This is a genomic window from Janthinobacterium sp. PC23-8, from assembly GCF_002250505.1.
Classification (GTDB): domain Bacteria; phylum Pseudomonadota; class Gammaproteobacteria; order Burkholderiales; family Burkholderiaceae_D; genus Janthinobacterium.
This window is the reverse complement of record NZ_NJGY01000001.1, coordinates 1,385,311-1,406,914: the sequence shown is the minus strand read 5'-3', so window position 1 is coordinate 1,406,914 and position 21,604 is coordinate 1,385,311. Positions and strand designations below refer to the sequence as shown.

The 21,604-nt window shown below is 61.0% G+C and carries 17 protein-coding genes, 1 tRNA gene and 1 pseudogene; 13 read left to right on the top strand and 6 right to left on the bottom strand.

The features are described 5' to 3' along the window. Nucleotides 1–43 precede the first annotated feature (43 nt). On the top strand, nt 44–1,486 hold the full coding sequence (locus tag CD932_RS06065) for a pyridoxal-dependent decarboxylase (protein ID WP_094441845.1): 1,443 nt from the start codon (nt 44–46) through the stop codon (nt 1,484–1,486). A gap of 13 nt (nt 1,487–1,499) precedes the next feature. Further along, complete coding sequence (locus CD932_RS06060; protein ID WP_254926481.1) at nt 1,500–2,738, top strand: RimK family alpha-L-glutamate ligase; 1,239 nt, start codon at nt 1,500–1,502, stop codon at nt 2,736–2,738. Between the two features lie 156 nt (nt 2,739–2,894). Here the strand turns inward: CD932_RS06060 and CD932_RS06055 are convergent, their stop codons facing one another. Together CD932_RS06055 and tsaD are read right to left on the bottom strand one after the other, a co-directional pair. Continuing rightward, nucleotides 2,895–3,827 carry a hypothetical protein gene (locus tag CD932_RS06055; RefSeq protein WP_094441844.1) on the bottom strand — a complete coding sequence of 311 codons (933 nt, stop codon included), beginning with the start codon at nt 3,825–3,827 and terminating at the stop codon, nt 2,895–2,897. A gap of 21 nt (nt 3,828–3,848) precedes the next feature. Continuing rightward, nucleotides 3,849–4,889: a tRNA (adenosine(37)-N6)-threonylcarbamoyltransferase complex transferase subunit TsaD gene (tsaD, locus tag CD932_RS06050; RefSeq protein WP_094441843.1), complete on the bottom strand. Its 1,041-nt coding sequence runs from the start codon at nt 4,887–4,889 to the stop codon at nt 3,849–3,851. A gap of 210 nt (nt 4,890–5,099) precedes the next feature. Here tsaD and CD932_RS06045 point away from each other — a divergent pair, with 210 nt between their 5' ends. Next, the gene (locus CD932_RS06045; RefSeq protein ID WP_141213192.1) at nt 5,100–5,507 is read left to right on the top strand and encodes a nitrite reductase (NAD(P)H) small subunit; all 408 of its coding nucleotides are present in this window, start codon (nt 5,100–5,102) and stop codon (nt 5,505–5,507) included. Nucleotides 5,508–5,566: 59 nt separating this feature from the next. Here CD932_RS06045 and CD932_RS06040 read toward each other — a convergent pair whose 3' ends face one another. Further along, nucleotides 5,567–6,628, bottom strand: coding sequence for a 3-deoxy-7-phosphoheptulonate synthase (locus CD932_RS06040; RefSeq protein ID WP_094441841.1), 1,062 nt, complete (start codon nt 6,626–6,628; stop codon nt 5,567–5,569). Between the two features lie 235 nt (nt 6,629–6,863). Between CD932_RS06040 and ybiB the strand changes: the two genes are divergently transcribed. From ybiB to CD932_RS06000, 8 genes are all read left to right on the top strand, one after another. Further along, on the top strand, nt 6,864–7,856 hold the full coding sequence (ybiB, locus tag CD932_RS06035) for a DNA-binding protein YbiB (protein ID WP_094441840.1): 993 nt from the start codon (nt 6,864–6,866) through the stop codon (nt 7,854–7,856). A 54-nt stretch (nt 7,857–7,910) separates the two neighbouring features. Continuing rightward, nucleotides 7,911–9,125, top strand: a complete 1,215-nt coding sequence (locus CD932_RS06030; protein WP_094441839.1) for an NAD(P)/FAD-dependent oxidoreductase — start codon at nt 7,911–7,913, stop codon at nt 9,123–9,125. Between the two features lie 181 nt (nt 9,126–9,306). After that, complete coding sequence (gene rpsU / locus CD932_RS06025; RefSeq protein ID WP_008451879.1) at nt 9,307–9,519, top strand: 30S ribosomal protein S21; 213 nt, start codon at nt 9,307–9,309, stop codon at nt 9,517–9,519. Nucleotides 9,520–9,699: 180 nt separating this feature from the next. Further along, nucleotides 9,700–10,152 carry a GatB/YqeY domain-containing protein gene (locus tag CD932_RS06020; protein WP_094441838.1) on the top strand — a complete coding sequence of 151 codons (453 nt, stop codon included), beginning with the start codon at nt 9,700–9,702 and terminating at the stop codon, nt 10,150–10,152. A 127-nt stretch (nt 10,153–10,279) separates the two neighbouring features. After that, nucleotides 10,280–12,076 (top strand): DNA primase, encoded by a 1,797-nt coding sequence (dnaG, locus tag CD932_RS06015; protein ID WP_094441837.1) that lies wholly within the window; start codon nt 10,280–10,282, stop codon nt 12,074–12,076. Between the two features lie 430 nt (nt 12,077–12,506). Next, complete coding sequence (gene rpoD / locus CD932_RS06010; RefSeq protein ID WP_094441836.1) at nt 12,507–14,744, top strand: RNA polymerase sigma factor RpoD; 2,238 nt, start codon at nt 12,507–12,509, stop codon at nt 14,742–14,744. Between the two features lie 108 nt (nt 14,745–14,852). Next, nucleotides 14,853–14,931: transfer RNA gene (locus tag CD932_RS06005), tRNA-Ile, on the top strand. 107 nt (nt 14,932–15,038) lie between these two features. Further along, nucleotides 15,039–16,058: a DUF2806 domain-containing protein gene (locus CD932_RS06000; RefSeq protein ID WP_094441835.1), complete on the top strand. Its 1,020-nt coding sequence runs from the start codon at nt 15,039–15,041 to the stop codon at nt 16,056–16,058. Here CD932_RS06000 and CD932_RS29730 read toward each other — a convergent pair. Both CD932_RS29730 and CD932_RS05990 read right to left on the bottom strand, forming a co-directional pair. After that, nucleotides 16,055–16,303, bottom strand: coding sequence for a helix-turn-helix domain-containing protein (locus CD932_RS29730; RefSeq protein WP_369679812.1), 249 nt, complete (start codon nt 16,301–16,303; stop codon nt 16,055–16,057). The two genes, CD932_RS06000 and CD932_RS29730, sit on opposite strands and share 4 nt — an antisense overlap. Further along, nucleotides 16,206–16,535, bottom strand: coding sequence for a hypothetical protein (locus CD932_RS05990; RefSeq protein ID WP_176460892.1), 330 nt, complete (start codon nt 16,533–16,535; stop codon nt 16,206–16,208). The genes CD932_RS29730 and CD932_RS05990 overlap by 98 nt, the downstream gene beginning before the upstream one ends. A 216-nt stretch (nt 16,536–16,751) precedes the next feature. On the opposite strand from CD932_RS05990, the pseudogene CD932_RS05985 reads away from it, so the two are divergent. Beyond that, nucleotides 16,752–17,375, top strand: a pseudogene (locus tag CD932_RS05985) (IS21 family transposase); the annotation flags it as partial. A gap of 255 nt (nt 17,376–17,630) precedes the next feature. Next, complete coding sequence (locus CD932_RS28075) at nt 17,631–18,350, top strand: GNAT family N-acetyltransferase (RefSeq protein WP_141213191.1); 720 nt, start codon at nt 17,631–17,633, stop codon at nt 18,348–18,350. Nucleotides 18,351–18,691: 341 nt separating this feature from the next. Here the strand turns inward: CD932_RS28075 and CD932_RS05980 are convergent, their stop codons facing one another. Then, nucleotides 18,692–21,541, bottom strand: coding sequence for a UvrD-helicase domain-containing protein (locus CD932_RS05980; protein WP_094441834.1), 2,850 nt, complete (start codon nt 21,539–21,541; stop codon nt 18,692–18,694). Nucleotides 21,542–21,604 lie beyond the last annotated feature (63 nt).

Sequence of the window (21,604 nt, the reverse complement as noted above, 5' to 3'; positions counted from 1 at the left end):
CTGCGCGGTGCGATAATCGATCAACTTCCTGTACTGGGCTACCATGTTGCCGCCTGACCCTGATTCTCTCGACCCGCAAGACTGGGACGCCTTCCGCGCGCAAAGCCATCGCATGCTCGACGACATGCTCGACTATGCGCAGCAGATACGCACGCGCCCCGTCTGGCAACCGGCGCCGGCCACGGCGCGCGCCAGCTTTGGCGAGCCGCTGCCGCGCGCGCCAGGCGAACTGGCCGACGCCCACGCCACCTTCATGCACGACGTGCTGCCCTACGCGGTGGGCAATGTCCACCCCGGTTTCATGGGCTGGGTGCATGGCGGCGGCACGCCGGTCGGCATGCTGGCCGAGATGCTGGCCGCCGGCCTGAACGCCAATGTGGGCGGGCGCAGCCAGATGCCGGTGGAAGTGGAACGCCAGATTTGCCGCTGGATGCGCGAACTGTTCACCTTTCCCGACACGGCCAGCGGCGTGTTCGTCACCGGCACCTCGATGGCCAACCTGATGGGCCTTTTGGTAGCGCGCACCCAGGCGCTGGGCGTGGCCGCGCGCCAGGGTGGCGTCAAGAACGCGCCGCTGGTAGCCTACACTTCGGCCGCCGCCCATGGCTGCATCGCCCAGGCGATGGATTTGTCCGGCTTGGGCACGGCATCGTTGCGCCGCATCGCCGTCAATGGCAGGCAGCAGATCGATGTGGCCGCGTTGGCGCAGGCGATCGCGCTGGACCGCGCGGCCGGCCTGAAGCCGTTCTTTATCGCCGGCACGGCCGGCACCGTCGATACGGGCGCCATCGACGACTTGACGGCGCTGGCGGCGCTGGCCGCGCGTGAAAAACTGTGGTTCCACGTCGACGGCGCCTATGGCGCGCTGGGCATGCTCTCGCCCGAGGTGGCGCCGCTGCTGGCCGGCATCGAGCTGGCCGATTCGCTGGCCTTCGATTTTCACAAATGGGGGCAGGTGCCGTATGACGCGGGCTTTCTGCTGGTGCGCGACGGTGCGCGCCATCTGGCGGCGTTTGCCGCGCCGGCCGCCTATCTGCGCCGCGAGGCACGCGGCCTGGCCGGCGGCTCGCCGTGGCCGTGCGACTTCGGCCCCGACCTGTCGCGCGGCTTTCGCGCCCTGAAAACCTGGTTTACCTTCAAGGTACATGGCGCCGAGCGCATGGGCGCGGCCATCGCCCACACCTGCGCGCTGGCGCGCTACCTGGCAGCGCGCGTGCAGGCGACGCCCGAGCTGGAACTGCTGGCGCCCGTCACGCTCAATATCGTGTGCTTGCGCCACTGCGGCGTGCCAGGGGGCGACAGCGACTCCTTCAACCGCGAGATCGTCGCCGACCTGCATGAATCGGGCATCGCCGCGCCATCGACCACCACCATTGACGGCCAGCTGGCGATCCGCGCCGCCATCGTCAACCACCGCACGCGCGCGCACGATATCGACGCGCTGGTCGACGCCGTGCTGCGCTTTGGCGCGGCGCGCCTTTCCTGACTCCGGAAACACCATGACTGATTTGATGCGACAGGCTTGCACCCCCCATGCGCCGCTGATTGGCCTCGCGCCCCTGATGCGCCTGGCCTTTTTGCAGCAGGACCTGGCGCCGCTGGGCGAAGCGCTGCTGGCGCGCGCCCAGGCGCATGCCGATGATGCCCATGCCTGGCTCGATTTTTCGACCGTGCTGCAACTGAAGGGCCAGCGCGAGCTGGCGCTGGCGGTGCAGGCGCAGGCGATCGAACTGCAGCAGTGGTACAGCCTGCCCGCGCAGGCGGCGCAGCCCGGCCCCGGCCCCGGCCTCACACTGCTGGTGGTGATGGGGCCCGGTGATCTGATGTCGAATACGCCGATCGAATTCCTCCTGGAGCAGTCCGACGTGGCCATCGATTTGCTGTACCTGAGCGCCGACAGCGTGTTTCCCGAGGAAGTGCCCGAGCACGATGTGCTGCTGGTGGCGGTGGCCGAATCGGACGCCAATCAACCGTTACTGGCGCGCCTGGCGGCGTTTCTGTTCGAGTGGCCGCGCCCGGTGGTCAACCTGCCGGAGCATATCGCGCATACCTCGCGCGACGGCCTGTGCGCGCGGCTGCAGGATGTGCCCGGCGTGGCCATGCCGCGCACGGCGCGCCTGGTCCGCGCCCAGCTCGAAGCGCTGGCCAGTGGCGAGCTGCAGGTCGATGCGCTGCTGCCGGGCGATGATTTTCCGCTGATCGTGCGCCCGCTCGGCTCGCACGCTGGCCACGACCTGGAAAGGATCGCCAGCGTTGCCGACCTGCGGGGGTATCTGCAAAAGGTCGATGCCGAACGCTTTTATATCGCTCGCTTTGTCGACTACCGCAACATGGATGGCCAGTTCCGCAAATACCGCATTGCCCTGATCGATGGCCGGCCCTATATCTGCCACTTTGCGGTGTCGTCGCACTGGATGATCCATTACCTGAACGCGGGCATGGACGAAAGCGCGGTCAAGCGCGAGGAAGAGGCGCGCATCATGGCGCAGTTTGACGAACAGTTCGCGCGCCGCCACGCGCAGGCTTTCCAGGCCATCGATGCGCGCATGGGCATGCCGTATCTCGGCATCGACTGCGCCGAGACGCGCGACGGCGAACTGCTGGTGTTTGAAGCGGACAACGCGATGATCGTGCACGCGATGGACGCCGAGGAAATGTACCCGTACAAGCGGCCGGCCATGCAGAAAGTATTCGCGGCGTTTCGCGCCATGCTGGCCAGGGCGGCAAGCGGCGCCTAAGTAAGTACCAAGAAATTATTGTGAGATTATGACGAACAGAACCGGATGCGCTGCAAGGCGCCCGATGCGACGCAGTGCGGGTACTGCGAGCAGCGGGCAACGCCGCAGAGCGCCGGTTATGGAAGTCAGAATTTACAAGAATTTATGTGTACTTACTTAGTCCAGCAGCCGCGCCAGCAGCGCGCGCTTGGCCGCGCTGCGCGGCGCCTCCCAGTAGCCGTCGAACTGCAGCAGCAGTGCGCCGTCCTTTTCGATACGAATCGCCTGCGGTTTGCCGAGCATGACGGCATGCACATAGCTGGCGAACGATTCGGCAAAATCCTCGTGCACGCTGGTGGCGGCGTACAGGGTGGCGAAGTTCGTTTGCTCCAGCTGGGCATAGGCGTGCGCCATCTGGCTGCCGGCCAGCCGCGCGCCATGGTAGTAGACAATCTCGCCACGTAGCGCAAACTCGTTGTCCGCCAGCGGCACGACCTTTTTCTCTGCATCGATCCGCCAGGCCAGCGGCAGGTAATGGTAGTCATCGGCGCCGCGCAGCGACTGCGCGTCGAGCCACCAGTCATGCAGCAGGCCCCGGCCGGCCGAGAGCACATGGCCGAATTCATGCAGCAGCAGGTATTGCAGCGCGCCCTGGCGGTTGTCGTCCTCGGGCTGCGCGATTTGTGCGCTCAGCTTGTAACCATCCTTCGGCGCGAACGGCGTATTTTCCTTCCATGTGGCCCAGGCATTGGCCGTGCGCGACTCGAACGCCTCGACATCGAGCGCCACCACCACGCCCAGGATCACGCCCTCAAAGCTGACGACGATATCGCTGATGGCGGACGAACCGAGCTGGCGCGCATAGCGCACGCCCAGCAGCACGCCGTCGAGCAGCGCCTGCACCGACGCCGGCATGGCGGCCATCGCCGCGCGCACGTCGTCCTGGAAAGCGGCATCGACCTCGGTCGAGCAAGGACGCTCGGCCACGTTCAGGGCGAGATTGACCGCGGTGACATGGTTGATGATTTCCGGCTGTGCCGGCCCCAGGCGCTCGAGCAGCGGCAAGTCGTACAGCTGGTCCCACTGCACGGCATTGGCGGCGACGATCATGGCGTTCTCTGGTCTCGCGCGTCAGATTTCGCGAATTTCGTCGAGCGGCCAGCGTGGCCGCACATTGAAGGCATAATCTCGCTTGGCCGCGTTCGGGTTGATCTGCAGGCGCATGGCGCCGGCAAAGGCGATCATGGCGCCGTTATCGGTGCAGAACTCCAGTTCCGGGTAATACACCTTGAAGCGTTTTTTTGCCGCCGCCGCGTCGAGCGAGGCGCGCAGCTGGGCGTTGGCGCCCACGCCGCCGGCGATCACCAGCCGTTTCAAGCCCGTGTGCTTGAGGGCCGACACGCATTTGGCGGTCAGCACGTCGACGATGGCGTCGACAAAGCCGCGTGCGATATCGGCCTTGTCCTGCTCGCAGATATTGGCGATGACTTTTTCCTCGTGGTTTTTCACCACCGTCAGCACGGCCGTTTTCAGGCCGGAAAAGCTGAAATTGAAGTCCTTCGAATGCATCATCGGGCGTGGCAGTTTATACGCCAGCGGGTCGCCGAATTCGGCCAGGCGCGAAATGGCCGGTCCGCCGGGGTAACCGAGACCGAGCAGCTTGGCCGACTTGTCGAACGCCTCGCCGGCCGCGTCGTCCAGCGTTTCACCGAGCATGGTGTACTGGCCCACGCCATCGACGCGCATCAGCTGCGTATGGCCGCCCGACACCAGCAGGGCGATAAACGGGAACTCGGGCGCGTCAGGCGCCAGCAGCGGCGACAGCAGATGGCCTTCCAGGTGATGGATGCCCAGCACCGGCTTGTCGAGCGCCAGGCCCAGGCTGCAGGCCACGGATGAGCCCACCAGCAGCGCGCCGGCCAGGCCGGGACCCTGGGTATAGGCGATGGCGTCGATCTGCGCCAGGGCGATGCCGGCCCTGGCCAAGGCTTCGCCCAGCAGCGGAATGGCCCGGCGGATATGGTCGCGCGAGGCCAGTTCCGGCACCACGCCGCCATACTGTTCGTGCATGGCGACCTGTGAATAAAGGGCATGCGACAGCAGGCCGCGGTCGGTGTCGTACAGGGCCAGGCCGGTTTCGTCACAGGAGGATTCGACGCCAAGAACAATCATGGAAGGGGCAAAGTAGGGGGAGTAATCCGCCATTGTAAAGGAAAGCGGCCGCGCCAGCCTGGCCGCCGGCGCACCATTTCGGCGGCAGTGTGCACTTGCGCAGTGCGCGCATCGCGGCCTGCGCGCGCGATGGCCCGGTGCCGGCGCCATTGCTGCACTGGCACCGCTCTTGCTTATGGATCAGTTGTGCTTTTCTCCCGGGAGCTTGTGATGCCAGAACAATGGAAAATGATATGCCGCCTGAAGGACATGCCCCTGACGGGGCCGCGCATGGTGCAGCGCGGCCTGGCCTGGCAGGACTTGCCGGGCGTGGCGCTGTTTCGCGCGGCCGACGATATGGTCTATGCGCTGCTCGACACGGTGCCGTGCCTGGGTGGCCCGCTGGCGCACGGCGTGCTGATGGAGAAAAACCTGATCGGGCCGAAGAACAGCTGGATCATCGAACTCGATTCGGGCCGCCTGGTCGCGCCGGTGCAGGCGATGGCGCGCATGTATGCGGTGCGCCTGCTGGACGGGCGCATCTACCTCGACCTGAAGGAACTCAATGTCCCGGCCAGCAAGGCCGAACAAGCCTTGGCCGGCTCGTTCGCGCTGCTGCCGCACGTGCAGATGGCGTGAGGAAGGAAAAGGCGAAAAAAACGGCGCACGCGGCGCCGTTTCAGTGAGCTGAGAATCGCTTATTTGGGGCGGTTCAGCAAATGCGCATGCGCGTCGCGCAGCATGGTCGCCGTCGTCTCCCAGTCGATGCAGCCGTCGGTCACCGAGCAGCCATAGGTCAGCTGGGACAGGTCTTGCGGGATCTTCTGGTTGCCACTGACGATATTCGATTCGATCATCACGCCCACCAGCGAGCGGTTGCCCTGCACGATCTGGTGGATAACATCGGCCATGACCAGCGGCTGCAGTTCCGGCTTTTTGTAGCTGTTCGCGTGCGAGCAGTCGACCACCAGGTTGGCCGGCAGCTTGGCCTTGGCCAGCGCCTGTTCGGCGATCGCGATCGACACCGAGTCGTAGTTCGGACGGCCGTCGCCGCCGCGCAGCACCACGTGGCCGTAGGCGTTGCCGCGCGTGCGCACGATCGACACATTGCCTTCGCTGTTAATGCCCAGGAAGGAGTGCGGATGGGCCGACGACAAAATCGCATTGACGGCGATGCTGATGTCGCCATCGGTGCCGTTCTTGAAGCCGACCGGTGTCGACAGGCCCGACGACATTTCGCGGTGGGTCTGCGATTCGGTGGTGCGCGCGCCTATCGCCGTCCAGGCGATCAGGTCGCCCAGGTATTGCGGCGAAATCGGGTCCAGCGCTTCGGTGGCGGTGGGCATGCCCAGTTCGCACACGTCGAGCAGGAACTGGCGCGCCTTTTCCATGCCTTCGTTGACCTTGAACGAGTCGTCCATGTACGGGTCGTTGATATAGCCTTTCCAGCCGGTGGTGGTGCGCGGTTTTTCGAAATACACGCGCATTACCAGCAGCATCGTGTCCTTGACTTCCTCTTGCAGCGCTTTCAGGCGGCGCGCGTAATCGAGGCCGGCCACCGGATCGTGGATCGAGCACGGACCGACGACGACGAACAGGCGCTGGTCCTTGCGGTCGATGATGTCGCGCAATGCTTCGCGGCCGCGGTTGACGGTGTCGAAGGCGCTGGCCGACAGCGGCAGCCTGGCGTGCAGTTCGGCCGGCGTGGGCATGGCCGCGAAGGAAGTGACGTTGATATTTTCGATGTCTGGCGTATTCATGATTCTGGCTGGGCTTTCACTATTGCATTCTTCAAGACCTGGTAGTGTAGCGGAAATGGAACCTGGCGGTTATTTGCGGGGCAAGATAGCTGTGGCCGGCCCGTTTTTTGTGCGTCTGTCCAGCGCCTTTACAGCGCATATATGTTGTTGATATGCAACGCCAGAGACTGTGGCATCGCCGCCAAAGTGGGGGTGCGCGCAGGATGGGCGGGCGCTTTGCGTGTAAGCTGGCGCCATGACTACCGTATCCATCCCCCATACCGACGTGGCCGGCGAGCCGTTTCCCGCCGCCCGCTTTATCAAGGAAATTGGCCGTGGCAAGAACGGCGCGCGCAGCATGACGCGTGACGACGCCTTTGCCCTGTACCGCGCCATGCTCGATGGTCGCGTGTCCGACCTGGAGCTGGGCGGCATTTTGCTCTCGATGCGCATCAAGGGCGAATCCGTGGACGAGATCGCCGGTTTCCTCGACGCCGCCGAAGCCGCGTTTGCGCCGTTGCAAGCGCCAGGCGGGCCGTATGCGCCGATCGTCATTCCCAGCTATAACGGCGCGCGCAAGATGGCCAATCTGACGGCCTTGCTGGCGCTGCTGCTGGCGCGTGCCGGCGTACCGGTGCTGGTGCATGGCGTGACGCTTGACGTGGGCCGCGTGACGACTGCCGAAGTGCTGGCCGCGCTGGGCGTGCCCGCCTGCGACAGCCATCAGCAGGCGCAAGAGGCGATGGCGCGCGGCGCGGTCGCCTTCATGCCGATCGCCACCCTGGCGCCCAAACTTTCCCATCTGTTGTCGCTGCGCCGCATATTGGGTGTGCGCAATTCCACCCATACCCTGGTGAAAATCATGCAGCCGTTTGCGGGCCCGGCGCTGCGCCTGGTGTCGTATACGCACCCGGAATACCTGGAAATGCTCGGCGAATATTTCATCACGGCAGCGCCAGGCGGACGCGGCGATGCCTTCCTGATGCGCGGCACGGAAGGCGAAACGGTGGCCAACGCCAACAAGGCGCAGCAGATCGACTGGTTCCACGAGCAGCAGCGCACGGTGCTGGTGGAAAAGCAGTTGCTGGTCGAGCAGTTGCCGGACCTGCCTTTGGAGCGCGACGCGGCCACCACCGCCGCCTGGATCGAACAAGTGCTGGCCGGCGCCATTGCCGTGCCGCCATCGATCGCGGAACAGGTGGCGCAATGCCTGATGGCGTCGAGCAAGATTGCAAGCGCCGCCGCCTGATGGCCTGCGCCGTTTACAATGGCGCTTTGTAATCAGCGGTGACCGGAATTCTTTATGGCAAAACAATTTGATGTGGCAGTGATCGGCGCGGGCGCGGCCGGCATGATGTGTGCGGCGGTGGCCGCCCGGCAGGGCAAGCGCGTGGTGGTGATCGATCACGCGACCAAGCTGGCCGAGAAAATCCGCATCTCGGGCGGCGGGCGCTGCAATTTCACGAATATCCACGCCGGCCCGCAGCATTTTTTGTCGGATAACCCGCATTTCTGCAAGAGCGCGCTGTCGCGCTACACGCCGCAGGATTTCCTCGCGCTGGTCAAAAAACACCGCATCGGCTACCACGAGAAGCACAAGGGCCAGCAGTTCTGCAATGACTCGGCCGAGCAGATCATCGAGATGCTCAAGGACGAATGCGCTGCCGGCGACGTGCACTGGCGCATGCCGTGCAAGATCGACAGCGTGGCGCGCCAGGATGACGGCGGCTTTGTGCTGCATACCGACAGCGGCGAGATCGAGGCGGCCAATGTGGTGGTCGCCACGGGCGGCCTGTCGATTCCGAAGATCGGCGCCACCGATTTCGCCTACCGCATCGCCAGCCAGTTCGGACTCAACCTGGTCGAGCCGCGCCCGGCGCTGGTGCCGCTGACGTTCGATCCGGCCAGCTGGGCGCCGTTTGCGCCATTGTCGGGCATTGCCCTGGAAGTGGACGTGGAAACGGGCAGCCTGAAAGGGCGCAAGCCGAGCGGCGCGCGTTTCCGCGAAGACTTGTTGTTCACCCATCGCGGCTTGTCCGGCCCGGCCATTTTGCAAATCTCCAGTTTCTGGCAGCCCGGCACGGCGATCGTCATCAACCTGCTGCCGGAAGTGGATGTGGCGCAAACCCTGATCGAAGGCAAGGGCAGCCTGAAAAAGCAGCTGGGCAATATCGTCTCGCAATGGCTGCCGGAGCGCCTGGCCGACTGCCTGCTGGCCGTCAACGGCCTGGCGGCGGACGCGCGCATCGCCGACATGCCCGACGCGCAACTGCGCAAGCTGGGCCAGGCCATCAATGCCTGGTCCATCGTGCCGAACGGCTCGGAAGGCTATCGCAAGGCCGAAGTGACGCGCGGCGGCATCGATACGCGCGAGCTGTCGCAGCAGACCATGATGGCCAACAAGGTGCCGGGCCTGTATTTTATCGGCGAATCGGTCGACGTGACGGGCTGGCTGGGCGGCTACAACTTCCAGTGGGCCTGGGCCTCGGGCGTGGCTGCCGGGGTGGCGCTGCAATAAAGCACTTGCGGTAGAATAAGCGGACGCTACAGCGCGTCCCATTATTGCGTGGTTTACACCACAGCCGCACGGCCTGCCAAGGCTGTATCCCAGGCGCAAGCGGGGGAGGGCTTTCTTTTTCCGATAAAAGCTGCTACTATCTACCTCTTCCTATACACCACCTCAACGGTTTGAATTTTACATGACCACTATTCGCCTTAAAGAAAACGAGCCGTTCGAAGTCGCAATGCGTCGCTTCAAACGCACCATCGAAAAAACGGGTCTGCTGACCGAATTGCGCGCACGCGAATTCTACGAAAAGCCAACAGCTGAGCGCAAGCGCAAGCTGGCAGCTGCTGTCAAGCGTCATTACAAACGCATCCGCAGCCAACAACTGCCGAAAAAATTATTCTAAGACTGTCCAGTCAGAACCAACCCGGGTAGCACGGCGCATTGTTCGCCACGGGTTTTGTTTTGATTCGCCTGGAGCACTGCTTCAGATGAGTCGCATACCCGCTCCGGTTCGCCGCGGCGGGTTTTCGCTTTTGTGGCCTGCGCACCTGCGTTGCCCACCACACCAATAACGAGGATTGCCATGAGCTTGAAAGAACAAATTACCGAAGACATGAAAAATGCCATGCGCGCCAAGGAAACGGGCAAGCTGGGCACCATTCGCCTGCTGCTCGCTGAAATCAAGCGCAAGGAAGTCGACGAGCGCATCGAGCTGACGGACGCGCAGGTGACGGCCATCGTTGAAAAGATGATCAAGCAGCGCAAGGATTCGATCACCCAATTCGAAGCCGGCGGCCGGGCCGACCTGGCCGACATCGAAAAAGCCGAACTGGTGCACCTGGCCGGCTATATGCCTGCCGGCCTGTCGGACGAGGAAGTGGCCGCTGAAGTGGCTGCCGCCGTGGCCGCCTCGGGCGCCGCCGGCCCGCAAGACATGGGCAAGGTGATGGCCATCGTCAAGCCGAAGCTCGCCGGCCGCGCCGACATGACCGTCGTTTCGGCACTGGTCAAAAAGGCCTTGACGCCGGCCGCGTAAGCCATATCTTCAGCAATAACGGCTGCCGGCAACCACGCTGGCAGCCGCAGCGCCACACGTTGACCAGGATCAACATCCGGCCGCGTGCGGTAGTATAGTCTGACCTATAACAAGACCGCCCTCGCCAGTGATACCTCAATCTTTCATTTCCGATTTGCTCAACCGCGTCGACATCGTCGATGTCGTCGGGCGCTATGTGCAGTTGAAAAAAGGTGGCGCGAACTTCATGGGCCTGTGCCCGTTTCACAGTGAAAAGTCGCCCAGCTTTACCGTCAGCCCGACCAAGCAGTTTTATCACTGCTTCGGCTGCGGCGCGCATGGCACCTCGATCGGCTTTTTGATCGAGTATTCGGGCATGGGCTTTGTCGATGCCGTCAAGGATCTGGCGCAGAACGTTGGCATGGTGGTGCCGGAAGCGGACGATAAAATCCCGCCGGCCCAGCGCGCGCAGATTCAGGCGCAAAGCCTGGCTTTGTCCGACGCCATGACGCAGGCCTGCGATTATTACCGCGGCCAGTTGCGCCACGCGCCCGACGCCATCGCCTACCTCAAGAATCGTGGCCTGACCGGCGAAGTGGCCGCTCGCTTCGGCATGGGATATGCGCCTGGCGGCTGGGATAACCTGCGTTCCGTGTTTGCCGACTACGAAGTGGTGGCGCTGGTCGAAGCGGGGCTGGTGATCGACAAGGTCGATGAAGAGGGCAATCACCGCAAGCGCTACGACCGTTTCCGTGAACGCATCATGTTCCCGATCCGCAATACCAAGGGCCAGGTGATCGCCTTTGGCGGCCGGGTGCTCGACCATGGTGAACCGAAATACTTGAATTCCCCGGAAACCCCCTTGTTTTCCAAGGGATTCGAACTATATGGCTTGTTCGAGGCGCGCCAGGCGATCCGCGACGCCGGTTATGTGCTGGTGACGGAAGGCTATATGGATGTGGTCGCGCTGGCGCAGATGGGCTTTCCGCAAGCGGTGGCCACCCTAGGCACGGCATGCACCCCGACCCACGTGCAAAAACTGCTGCGCCAGACCGATAACGTGATTTTCAGTTTCGATGGCGACAAGGCCGGCCGCCGCGCCGCCCGCCGCGCGCTCGAGGCCAGCTTGCCGCATGTGTCGGATAATAAAACCATCAAGTTCCTGTTCCTGCCGTCCGAGCACGATCCGGACAGTTATATCCGGGAATTTGGCGCCGAAGGCTTCGAGCGGCAGGTGCATGAGGCGATGCCGCTGTCGCAGTTCCTGCTGAAAGAAGTCTCGGGCGAGCACGATCTGTCGGAACCGGAAGGCCGCGCGCGTGTCCAATTCGACGCCAAGCCGCTGTTGCAACTGATGACGCCGTCGTCCCTGCGCTTGCAGATCGTGCGTGGACTGGCGCAACTGACGCAGTCCACGCCGGCCGAGATCGAGGCCTTGTTCGAGCTGGCCAGGCCGGTCGCCGTGGCGCGCCGCGCGCCGCCGAAGTCGGGCCGTCCGGTGCCGGTGGGGCTGGAACTGAAGATCATGCGCATGCTGGTGGCCCATCCGCCCTTGAGCCTGCAGATCGACGCAGCGGCGCTGGCCGCCTTCCAGCATCTGGGGCCGGATGCGGCGCACAGCCTGGGGCATCTGGTGGGCGTGGGCCAGGCGCTGGGCGAGCACGGCAGTTTTGCCGCGCTGGCCCAGCAATTGAAGGAACTGGGCAGCGAGTACGACGAGATCATCGGCGAGATCGCCGCCGGCAGCGAATCGGATTTTGACAGCGAGCAATCGTGGCTGGTCAGCACCATCCGCGAGATCAAGCTGAACGCCCTGAAGGCGGAATTGCAGCAATTGTTTGCGTCGGGTTTGCCATCGGAGAAAATTGGTGTACGCTACCGCGAAATCATGCAGGAGCAGAGTGAGCTGGAACGTCAGCGCGATGCGGAATTGGTAAATCGGTAATGTTTCCTGTAGGATATTGTGTGGACTGGAAAAACATTTTTCGCGTGCTATAATCAAATGCTAAGTATTGTGTGCTTTGGCAAGCTCGTTCTGATCGTAAATAGTGTTTGTTTTCAGTAAGTTAGGCTCTTGATCGGCGCTGGAATCGCGTCGGCAGCCAGGGCCAGCTGGCGGTGGTATCGCGCCAGGCTCTCGCTCCCGCGCGGTTGGATGCAGTAGTTTCTGCCGAAAACGGCTGGCGACAGCCGGTGGACAGGAAGTGCTGCGTTTCCCGCGGATCGTGGCCGATGAGGTGTAAGTAACGTAACAGTGTCGAACCTGAGTTGTCGGCAGGTTCGAAGATGGTGGCTTCCGTGGAGAGACGCGGGGCTGGCAGCAAACTTTATCCTAATCCACCGTAAAGCAAGTCGTTGTGTAATCGAAAGCGCCTGTGCCAATCAAGAAACCCGAATCCAAAGCGGCTGTGAAGCCCACTAAAGTTACCACGAAAGCCGAAAAGGCGCTGGACCGGCCCGAAACCCGGGTCATCAGCGCGCCCGTGGTGAGCCAGACCACCGATGCCGCCACCCTGGCGGCGATCGATACGTCAGGCTATGTCTTGCCTTCGGTAAAAGTGCCAGGCCGCCGCGGCCGCAAGCCAAAAGAATTCCAGCCAGAAAACGATGAAGTCGCCGCGCTGAACGCCGTCGAACGGGCCGAACTCAAGGCCGTCGACAAGGCCAAGGCCAAGGACCGCAAGGCGAAAGAGCGCGCGCTGCTGAAAGACGCGTTTTCGTCCGACACCGAAGCGAGCGAGGAAGAACTCGAGCGCCGGCGCCAGAAACTCAAGACCCTGATCAAGTTCGGCAAGGAGCGCGGTTTCCTCACCTACGCCGAAATCAACGATCACTTGCCCGAAAACATCGTCGATCCGGAAGCCATCGAAGGCATTATCGGCACCTTCAACGACATGGGCATCGCCGTCTACGAGCACGCGCCCGACGCCGAAACGTTGTTGTTGTCCGATAACGTTGCCGTCGTCACCAGCGACGACGAGGCCGAGGCGGCGGCCGAGGCCGCGCTGTCGACGGTCGACTCCGACTTTGGCCGCACCACCGACCCCGTGCGCATGTACATGCGCGAAATGGGTTCGGTCGAGCTCTTGACGCGTGAAGGCGAGATCGAAATCGCCAAGCGCATCGAAGACGGCCTGAAAGACATGATACAGGCCATTTCCGCCTGCCCCGTGACGATCGCCGAGATCATCGCCGCCGCCGACCGCATCGCCAACGACGAGACCAAGATCGATGAAATCGTCGACGGCCTGGTCGATGACAACGAGCCGGTGGTCGCGCCGGTCGTGGTCGCGCCCGTCGAGGAAGACGAGGAAGAGGGCGAAGAGGAAGAAGAGGAAGAGGGCGAAGAGGAAGAAGCGAGTGCCTCGGGTGCCGCCGGTTTCTCGGCCGAGCAGCTGGAAACGCTGAAACGCACGGCGCTGGAAAAATTCGCCGTGATTTCCCAGCAATTCGACAAGATGCGCCGCGCCTTTGAAAAAGAAGGCTATAACTCCAAGCCCTACGCCAAGGCGCAGGAAGCGATCTCGCACGAACTGTTGGGCATCCGCTTTACGGCCAAGGTGGTCGAAAAGCTGTGCGACACCCTGCGCGGCCAGGTTGACGAAGTGCGCCATATCGAAAAACAGATCCTCGACGTGGCCGTCAACCGCTGCGGCATGCCGCGCGCCCACTTCATCAAGGTCTTCCCCGGCAATGAAACCAATCTCGACTGGGTCGATGGCGAAGTCAACGCAGGACACGCTTACAGCGCCATCCTGGGCCGCAACATTCCGACCGTCAAGGAACTGCAGCAACGCCTGATCGACCTGCAGGCGCGCGTCGTGCTGCCGCTGCCGGACCTGCGCAACATCAACCGCCAGATGGCGGCCGGTGAAATGAAGGCGCGCAAGGCCAAGCGTGAAATGACGGAGGCCAACTTGCGTCTGGTGATTTCGATCGCCAAGAAATACACGAACCGCGGCCTGCAATTCCTCGACCTGATCCAGGAAGGCAATATCGGCCTGATGAAGGCGGTCGACAAGTTCGAATACCGCCGCGGCTACAAGTTCTCGACCTACGCCACCTGGTGGATCCGCCAGGCGATTACCCGCTCGATCGCCGACCAGGCGCGCACGATCCGCATTCCCGTGCACATGATCGAGACGATCAACAAGATGAACCGCATCTCGCGTCAGATCCTGCAGGAAACCGGCGCCGAACCCGATCCGGCCACCCTGGCGATCAAGATGGAAATGCCCGAGGACAAGATCCGCAAGATCATGAAAATCGCCAAGGAACCGATCTCGATGGAAACGCCGATCGGCGACGACGACGATTCCCACCTGGGCGACTTCATCGAGGACAACAACACCCTGGCCCCCGCCGACGCGGCCCTGCACGCCTCGATGCGCGGCGTGGTCAAGGACGTGCTGGACTCCCTGACGCCGCGCGAAGCGAAAGTGCTGCGCATGCGTTTCGGCATCGAAATGTCCACCGACCACACGCTGGAAGAAGTCGGCAAGCAATTCGACGTCACGCGCGAGCGCATCCGCCAGATCGAAGCGAAGGCGCTGCGCAAGTTGCGCCACCCATCGCGCTCCGACAAGCTGAAAAGCTTCTTGGAAGGTAATTAAAGGTCCGTCAGGGCTTGACGTAGGCGGCGGTTCCCCCTATGCTCGCGTGTCCGTTTCACAACGGCCACGCGAGGCCGGCTCCACCGCCCGCCCCGCCAGCACCACCCCGGGCCTCTAGCTCATGCTTGGTTAGAGCAGCGGACTCATAATCCGTTGGTGCCGTGTTCGACTCACGGGAGGCCCACCAATTAAATCAAGGACTTAGGTGTAAATCTAAGTCCTTTTTTCTTGTCCATATTTTCCGTGTAGGCACCGTGTAGGTTTTTCCGAATAATCGACTTATCGAGGTGATTTATGGAGTTCAACTGGCCAGGTGAGAAGTTATTAATAAAACTCTGCGACACAATCGCAGGTAAAGGGGTTGGTTTACTACTCAAACCATGGCAGATGCGTCGTGAGGGAGCTGCGGCAGCAGAAATTAAACGCCTAAATTCACTGATGCTTGCTCAGACAAAAATTGAAGTTGCCGATATTCAATCAGGGAAGAAAGTACTGCTCCCAGGGGGGAGACTGGAAAACGCAGGCGTGACAGCCATTCATGAAGGAGTTTTACCCACTACGCGTCTGGCGATTATTGAGGAACTTGAAGAAATCGTACGGGCAAATGTGCTCAAAGAGGAATTCAGGAAAGAGGTCAGCGTCACGAAAGCTGTTTTATATGCAGAGCAAGAGCTTGAGCAAGATACCCAGGACGCGACGGATGTACCTGTGTCTGACGACTGGCTTCTAAGATGGCGTGATAGCGCAGCGGCAGTTTCGTCGGATGAGCTTCAGGCATTGTGGGGTAAAGTACTGGCAGGGGAGGTCAAAAGTCCAGGAGCATTCTCGCTACGCACTTTAGCTTTTTTGAGAAATATTTCTCGTGAGGATGCAGTTTTAATTGAGAAATTAGCGCCCTACGTTGTAAAAAACTTCGTTGTTCGCCCTCCAAAGAATAAAGAACTTATCGAAGATTTAGATTTTTTAAATTTTTTAGAGCTTCAAGAACTTGGTATTCTATCTGGAGTTGAAGCGCTAGGTATGTCTACCCAACTTCGCTCTTCAGCACAAGAAAATTTCTTACAAGGCCTTACATCACACGGACGCGTCTTGCTTGTAAGGCATTCTGACGTTAATCGCATCCTCAAACTACCTATTTATATCGTTACTCGACTAGGACTGGAAGTGCTGAACTTAGGATGGAAACGAGCAGACGAGGCCTATTTGCTGAAGGTTGGTGAGATGATTAAACAAATGGGGTTCGAAGTGGAGATTGGTGGTTATATAATTGCGGGCGAAGATAAAATTGATTGTGTAGACCTGAAAAAAATTTAGCTCGACTTTACCACGTTCAGAATGTTAGCCCTCGATACCGAGTAAAACCGGGCCAGAGCGCTAACGCTCTCACCCTGCTCGTACTTGGAGGAAATTTCGGCGCGCTGCTCAGAAGTGGTCTTGGATGGCCGCCCCAACGTCTTGCCTTCACTCTTGGCGCTCGCCGCCGCCCTCGCTGTCGTCGTGCTCAACGTCGCCGAGGATTTCCCGAGCCGTGCCCTCGATGGCGCCGGCCCATACCGCATGCGTCGCCTCGATGCCGCCGACGATGGTGGCCAGCTCCAGCGAGTACGCCACGCCGCCATCATCCGGGGCAATGTTCGATTTCGCCCTGGCCATTACGCGCTGGTTGCTGCCTTCTTCCTTTGCCGTCACCAACACCATGCGCGCCAGGGCGCCGAATGCCTGGGAGCCGATAACCCGGTCCTGTGGCGCTTTCCCAGCGCCGCCCTTGGCAAAGTGGGTATTCCGGTTCATCGTGACCAGTGATTTCGGCATCGTGACCAGTCATTCCATTTGAACGTGACCGCCCATTCCGCGCGAACGTGACCGATTTTGGGGGTTCCCCGGAATCAGCGGTCACGATCCCGGAATGGCTGGTCACGATGCCGGAACGGCGTTGTACGGCGCAAGAATGGTGTTACGCATATTGCAACCTACGGGTACGCTGCCAGTTTTTTGACTGGATACAGCGTGCCCGCACCGAGGATCACTATGCGTAAGATCAAAGATGTATTACGGCTCAAGCTCGATGCCAAACTGTCGCACCAGCAGATCGCCGATGCGCTGGGGCTCTCAAAAGGCGTCGTCACGAAATACGCGGGCTTGGCCGCCGCCGCTGGCCTGGAGTGGGACGCCGTCTTGGGCATGGACGAGGCGGCACTGGAACGGCGCCTGCTGGCCGGTTCCCAAAAAGTGCGCGATTACGTGCAACCTGACTACGGGCGCCTGCACCAGGAGTTGCGCCGCAAAGGCATGACGCTGATGCTGCTGTGGGAAGAGCACCGCGCCGACCACGCCAGCTTGCAGACCTATGCCTACTCGCAGTTCCGCGAGAACTACCGGCGCTTCGCCAGGCAACTGAAGCGCTCGATGCGGCAGCTCCACCGCGCCGGCGAGAAGCTGTTCATCGACTACGCCGGCCCCACCATCGCCCTGGCCGACGGCGGGCGGGCCCACATCTTCGTCGCTTCGCTGGGTGCGTCGAGCTATACCTATGCCTGTGCCACGCCACACGAAACGATGGCCGACTGGCTAGACTCGACGGCGCGGGCGTTGCGCTTCTACGGCGGCGTGCCGCAGCTCATCGTGCCCGACTGTTTGCGTCATTGTGCTATCGAGAAGAATTTTTCTGGAAATATTGCCATTAAGCAACTTGCTGAGGGTCTTGCCCTACTTATAGATATGGTGAGTGACAGTGAGGCGAATACACGTTTAGACGTGTACTCTTACTCAAATTTGATGTATCATTTAAAGGACTACTAAATTATCGTTGTTAAAAAAGAAATTTCAAATTAGGCAATATGGCTATCAAAACAAGCACTTTCGGGCGTGTAGAGCTGAGCGGCAAAGATGCTGCTCGGTTCATTCAGCACATGCGCGAAGACAAACCGAACGCTACTGCTCAAGCCACGCTTGCGCATGGTCGGGCTGTGCTGCGCCAATTGCTGGCCTCCAAAGTTACCAATTCATCGAAATAGTTTCACCAAGATGCTGTTTGGTGTTGACTACGTTATCCGCGAGCTAAAGCCTAGTGATCGTATAAATAGCTTTAAGACAGGAGCTGCAGCATTTGCTCCATTGAAAAGCTTTTTACGCAATCAGGCAAAAGATTTTCATACTGGAAATATTGCCAAGACTTATGTTGCTATTAAGCTTTTAGTTGACAAAGATGTACCAGTCATAGAGCCAGTAGAAGATGACGTTTCGGGAATTCTTGGTTACCTGACGCTCACCTGTAGCGAGATTGATATTCGCAATGGTTATGCCCTTGAAGACTGTCAGTATGCTAACCGATATGAGTCCTTACCTGCCGTTAAAATTGCTCGTTTAGCTGTTGATGAACGATATCGAGGCGTACGTGTCGGGGAAAATCTTGTGTCGATTGCTCTCGCTATAGCCGCTGATGTAATTGCACCTGCTGTTGGATGTCGGTTCGTTGTTACGGATGCCAAATCTGAAGCCGTTAAATTTTATACGCGAACGGGCTTTACTTTATTGGATACGGATGTAAATCGTCAAAGTGAAACACCAGTTATGTTTATTGACTTACTTCCACTAATGACAGAATAGTAAAGTGTCCATTTTATGTCCACTTTACTGGCATTTAATGACGATTATTGAGGGATTTTTTCTTGTAAGTCGTTGAATTGTCGAGTATTGACGGTTGTTGACGGCAAGCAAGACGCACTCATAATCCGTTGGTGCCGTGTTCGACTCACGGGAGGCCCACCAGAATTTGGCAGCATCGAATGAAGCCCCGGCGGGCAGCTGCCGGGGCTTTTTTATGTGCGCTTGTGTCCGAATGGCGGACCTGACCCTGATACCCGTGGCCCTGATACCCGATCTGCGGGCCTGGCGCCGGTGGCGCCATAGCCGGTCTTGTCAACTGTTGCAGCCCGCCACAAGGATGGTCAGAGTGCGCGCCGCACGCGATCATGCGCGTCATCGGCGATGCTCTTGTCGCCGCCCGGGGGCAGCCCGGCCAGGACGAGCAGCGCATCGATCTGCCGGTGATGCCACGGATCGGCCAGTTCCTTCACCAATGGCAGGTTGAGCGCGGCAAACGCCGGCACCCAGGTATCGCCATCGTGGCTGCTGCGGCGCAGGGCCAACTCGGGATTGAACTGGTATTGGCCGGTCGCCAGGCGCTTGAACAGGCGCCGGTTGTAGGCGTAGTCGCGATCGACCTCGTTGCGTGCCAGCACGCCGGAAATGAAGGCGCGCTTCTTGCGCTCCGGCGCCAGTATGCTCGGCGGCATTTTTTCGTAGGCGTCGAGCAGCATGCCTGCATCGAAGCTGCCGCGCTCGTGAATGCCGAAACACGATTTGAACAGCATCCACATGGTCTGGAACAGCAGGTACTCGGACTGGCGCTTGTCGATGCGTATCAGGCGCTCGCCCGCCATCACATCGATGCAGGGCGGCGCCACCAGGTGGTAGACGGCGCCCAGCGATGCCGTGGCGTAGGCGCTGTCGCGGCAGGCCGTGGCCAGCACCCAGTGCAGCGCGTTGCGGCCCAGGTGGTCGGTGGCGCCGCTGTCGGCGCCGCGTTCGAGCAAGGCCTCAATCAGCGGCAGGTTGCCGGCCGCTGCCGCCGCCATCAGTGGCGTCTGGTTCATCGGCGTGCGATGCTCGACGCCGTGCTTGTCGCACAGGCGCAAGATGTCTTTGATGTTGCGTGCAAAATACCCCTGGTAGTGGCGCCGCCCCAGCGTTGGTGCGAGCCGGTGGAAATTGCGCGCCTGCTCGAAACCGGCATCGTGCGCCAGCAGGCCGGCCAGCACCGGTTCGTCGAAACAGGTCGCGTAGTCGAACAGCTGGCTCTTGCTTTTGCTGCCAGGCGCGCGCTCGCGGAAGACTTTCGCCAGCGTCTCGCGCAAGGTGGCGTCGTTGAATACCGTCCATGGCACCGGGGTGGTCTTGAGGATCAGGCGCTCGATCGCGTCCGCTTGTTCCTGCTTGCCTTGCAAGGCAAGCTTGCGCGCTTCTTTTTGCCAGTCCTCGAGGCTCGACGCTTGCGCATCGACCTTGGCCGCTGCATCGGCCTGGCTGATATCGAGCAAGCGCAGCAGCGGATGGCCGGCATCGGATTCGATCAGGTAGACATTGCGCACCGCCCTGGTCAGCGCCACGTACAGGGCGTTGACATAGAATTTGTAGATCTCGAGCGACTTGTCGGCCTTGTCCCGGGCGCGGCTGTATTGCAGTTCGTCGCCGGCCAGGTCGGTCGCGCTGACCCCGTCGGCGATGTCGGCGAACCGGCTGCGGTTGTCGGAAACAAAGCGGAACAGCACGATGCTGTCGTATTCGAGGCCCTTGGCTTCATGCACCGAGAAAATCAGCGGCGTATCGAACTGCTTTTTCGCTTCGGCCTTGTCTTCGTCGCGCAGCACCAGTACCGCAAAGCGCGTCGAGCGGCGGATTTGCGTATTGAGATCGCGGCGGGCATTGTCGCTGTCGGCCAGCAGGCTGACCGTGCCGGCCTCCTGGTTGACGGCGTCGACCAGGAAATTGCTCTCGCGGTCGATCGAGCCGAAGCGCCGGTGCTTGATCTTGAGCAGCGTGTTGGCAATCCGCGTGACTTCCTTGCCGTTCCTGAAATTGGCGCGCAACACCTGCAACTGCTGTCTTTCGGCCAGCGCCGGATCGTTCCAGAACAGGGTCTTGATTTTGCTCCAGGAGAAAAAATTGGGGTGGACGATCTGGTTCGAATCGCCGCACAGCAAAAACTGACCCGGCGCCTTGAGCGCCTGCAATACCAGCGCCAATTGCACCACGGTCAGATCCTGGACCTCGTCGACCACCACGAAATCGTAGCGCGCCGCGACCTCGCGCCGCCAGGCGTGCGCCACCAGGTTCAGGTCATACAATTGCGCCTCGTGCAGCCAGTCGCAGTAGCGCTCGAAGAGGTCGTAGAGGGTATCGCGTTCGCTCGCAGCGAAGATCGACAGCCGGGTGCCAAGCGCGCGGTATTGCTCGCGCGCCAGCACGCCGCCGGCATCGGCGGTCAGCACGCCGCGGATTTCCTCGAAGGCCTGGTGGGCATCGATGCCCTTGAATTGCTGGCGCATGCGCGCAAACCAGGCGGAAAAATCGCGCCAGTTCGCTTCGCGCCCGGCCGGCACGCGGATCGACTCGATGAACTCGCGATACGACAGGAAGGTCGCTTCCTGCCCTTCGCGCTCGAAGCCGTCGGCAAAATACAAGTCGCGCGCCGCCTGCGCCAGGTAGGCCGAATGCGTTACGTACAGGATCTCGCCGCGCGCATGCTTCATTTTTTCCAGCGTCAGGGCGGTCTTGCCGCTGCCGGCGCTGCCGACGATGATCAGCGGTGCCGGCTGCAGATAGATCGCCTGTTGCGCATCGTCGAAGGAAATGACTTTGTCGAGCCAATGCACATGGCGCCGCTGCGGGTGCAGATAGCGTACCGGATCGGCCTGCTCGATCGCCTCGGCCGCCTCGACCGGCGCAATCCTGGCGTCGTCGATCCCGGCGCCGCGCAGGAAGCGCGACTTGTCGTAGGCATGTTGCTCGATCACCTCCAGCATCAGCGCGTACACCTCGCCCTGGTAGCGGATGGTCGAGAACAGCAAGCGGTCGGCATAGTCGAGCTTGGCGCGATAGAACTTGCCGTGTGCTAAATTTGTCAGTTTTTTGACATCGGCCGAGCGAAAATCGTCGCGTTCGATCGCCTGCCGCACCTTGTCGTACTGTGCCTTGTTGCGGGGCGGCGAAAATTCGGCGTATTCAAGGATTTTCATAAAGCGGGTCGGCGCGGGGCGCGCTGCCGAAAGTGGCGGTTACTCAAGCCGGTATTTTAGCCG

What these genes read in the sequence shown, in the direction of transcription:
- CD932_RS06065 (WP_094441845.1), top strand. Translation starts at nt 44, where the DNA reads ATGTTGCCGCCTGACCCTGATTCTCTCGACCCGCAAGACTGGGACGCC.
- CD932_RS06060 (WP_254926481.1), top strand. Translation starts at nt 1,500, where the DNA reads ATGACTGATTTGATGCGACAGGCTTGCACCCCCCATGCGCCGCTGATT.
- CD932_RS06055 (WP_094441844.1), bottom strand. Translation starts at nt 3,827, where the DNA reads ATGATCGTCGCCGCCAATGCCGTGCAGTGGGACCAGCTGTACGACTTG.
- tsaD (WP_094441843.1), bottom strand. Translation starts at nt 4,889, where the DNA reads ATGATTGTTCTTGGCGTCGAATCCTCCTGTGACGAAACCGGCCTGGCC.
- CD932_RS06045 (WP_141213192.1), top strand. Translation starts at nt 5,100, where the DNA reads ATGCCAGAACAATGGAAAATGATATGCCGCCTGAAGGACATGCCCCTG.
- CD932_RS06040 (WP_094441841.1), bottom strand. Translation starts at nt 6,628, where the DNA reads ATGAATACGCCAGACATCGAAAATATCAACGTCACTTCCTTCGCGGCC.
- ybiB (WP_094441840.1), top strand. Translation starts at nt 6,864, where the DNA reads ATGACTACCGTATCCATCCCCCATACCGACGTGGCCGGCGAGCCGTTT.
- CD932_RS06030 (WP_094441839.1), top strand. Translation starts at nt 7,911, where the DNA reads ATGGCAAAACAATTTGATGTGGCAGTGATCGGCGCGGGCGCGGCCGGC.
- rpsU (WP_008451879.1), top strand. Translation starts at nt 9,307, where the DNA reads ATGACCACTATTCGCCTTAAAGAAAACGAGCCGTTCGAAGTCGCAATG.
- CD932_RS06020 (WP_094441838.1), top strand. Translation starts at nt 9,700, where the DNA reads ATGAGCTTGAAAGAACAAATTACCGAAGACATGAAAAATGCCATGCGC.
- CD932_RS06000 (WP_094441835.1), top strand. Translation starts at nt 15,039, where the DNA reads ATGGAGTTCAACTGGCCAGGTGAGAAGTTATTAATAAAACTCTGCGAC.
- CD932_RS29730 (WP_369679812.1), bottom strand. Translation starts at nt 16,303, where the DNA reads ATGCGGTATGGGCCGGCGCCATCGAGGGCACGGCTCGGGAAATCCTCG.
- CD932_RS05990 (WP_176460892.1), bottom strand. Translation starts at nt 16,535, where the DNA reads ATGAACCGGAATACCCACTTTGCCAAGGGCGGCGCTGGGAAAGCGCCA.
- CD932_RS28075 (WP_141213191.1), top strand. Translation starts at nt 17,631, where the DNA reads ATGCTGCTCGGTTCATTCAGCACATGCGCGAAGACAAACCGAACGCTA.
- CD932_RS05980 (WP_094441834.1), bottom strand. Translation starts at nt 21,541, where the DNA reads ATGAAAATCCTTGAATACGCCGAATTTTCGCCGCCCCGCAACAAGGCA.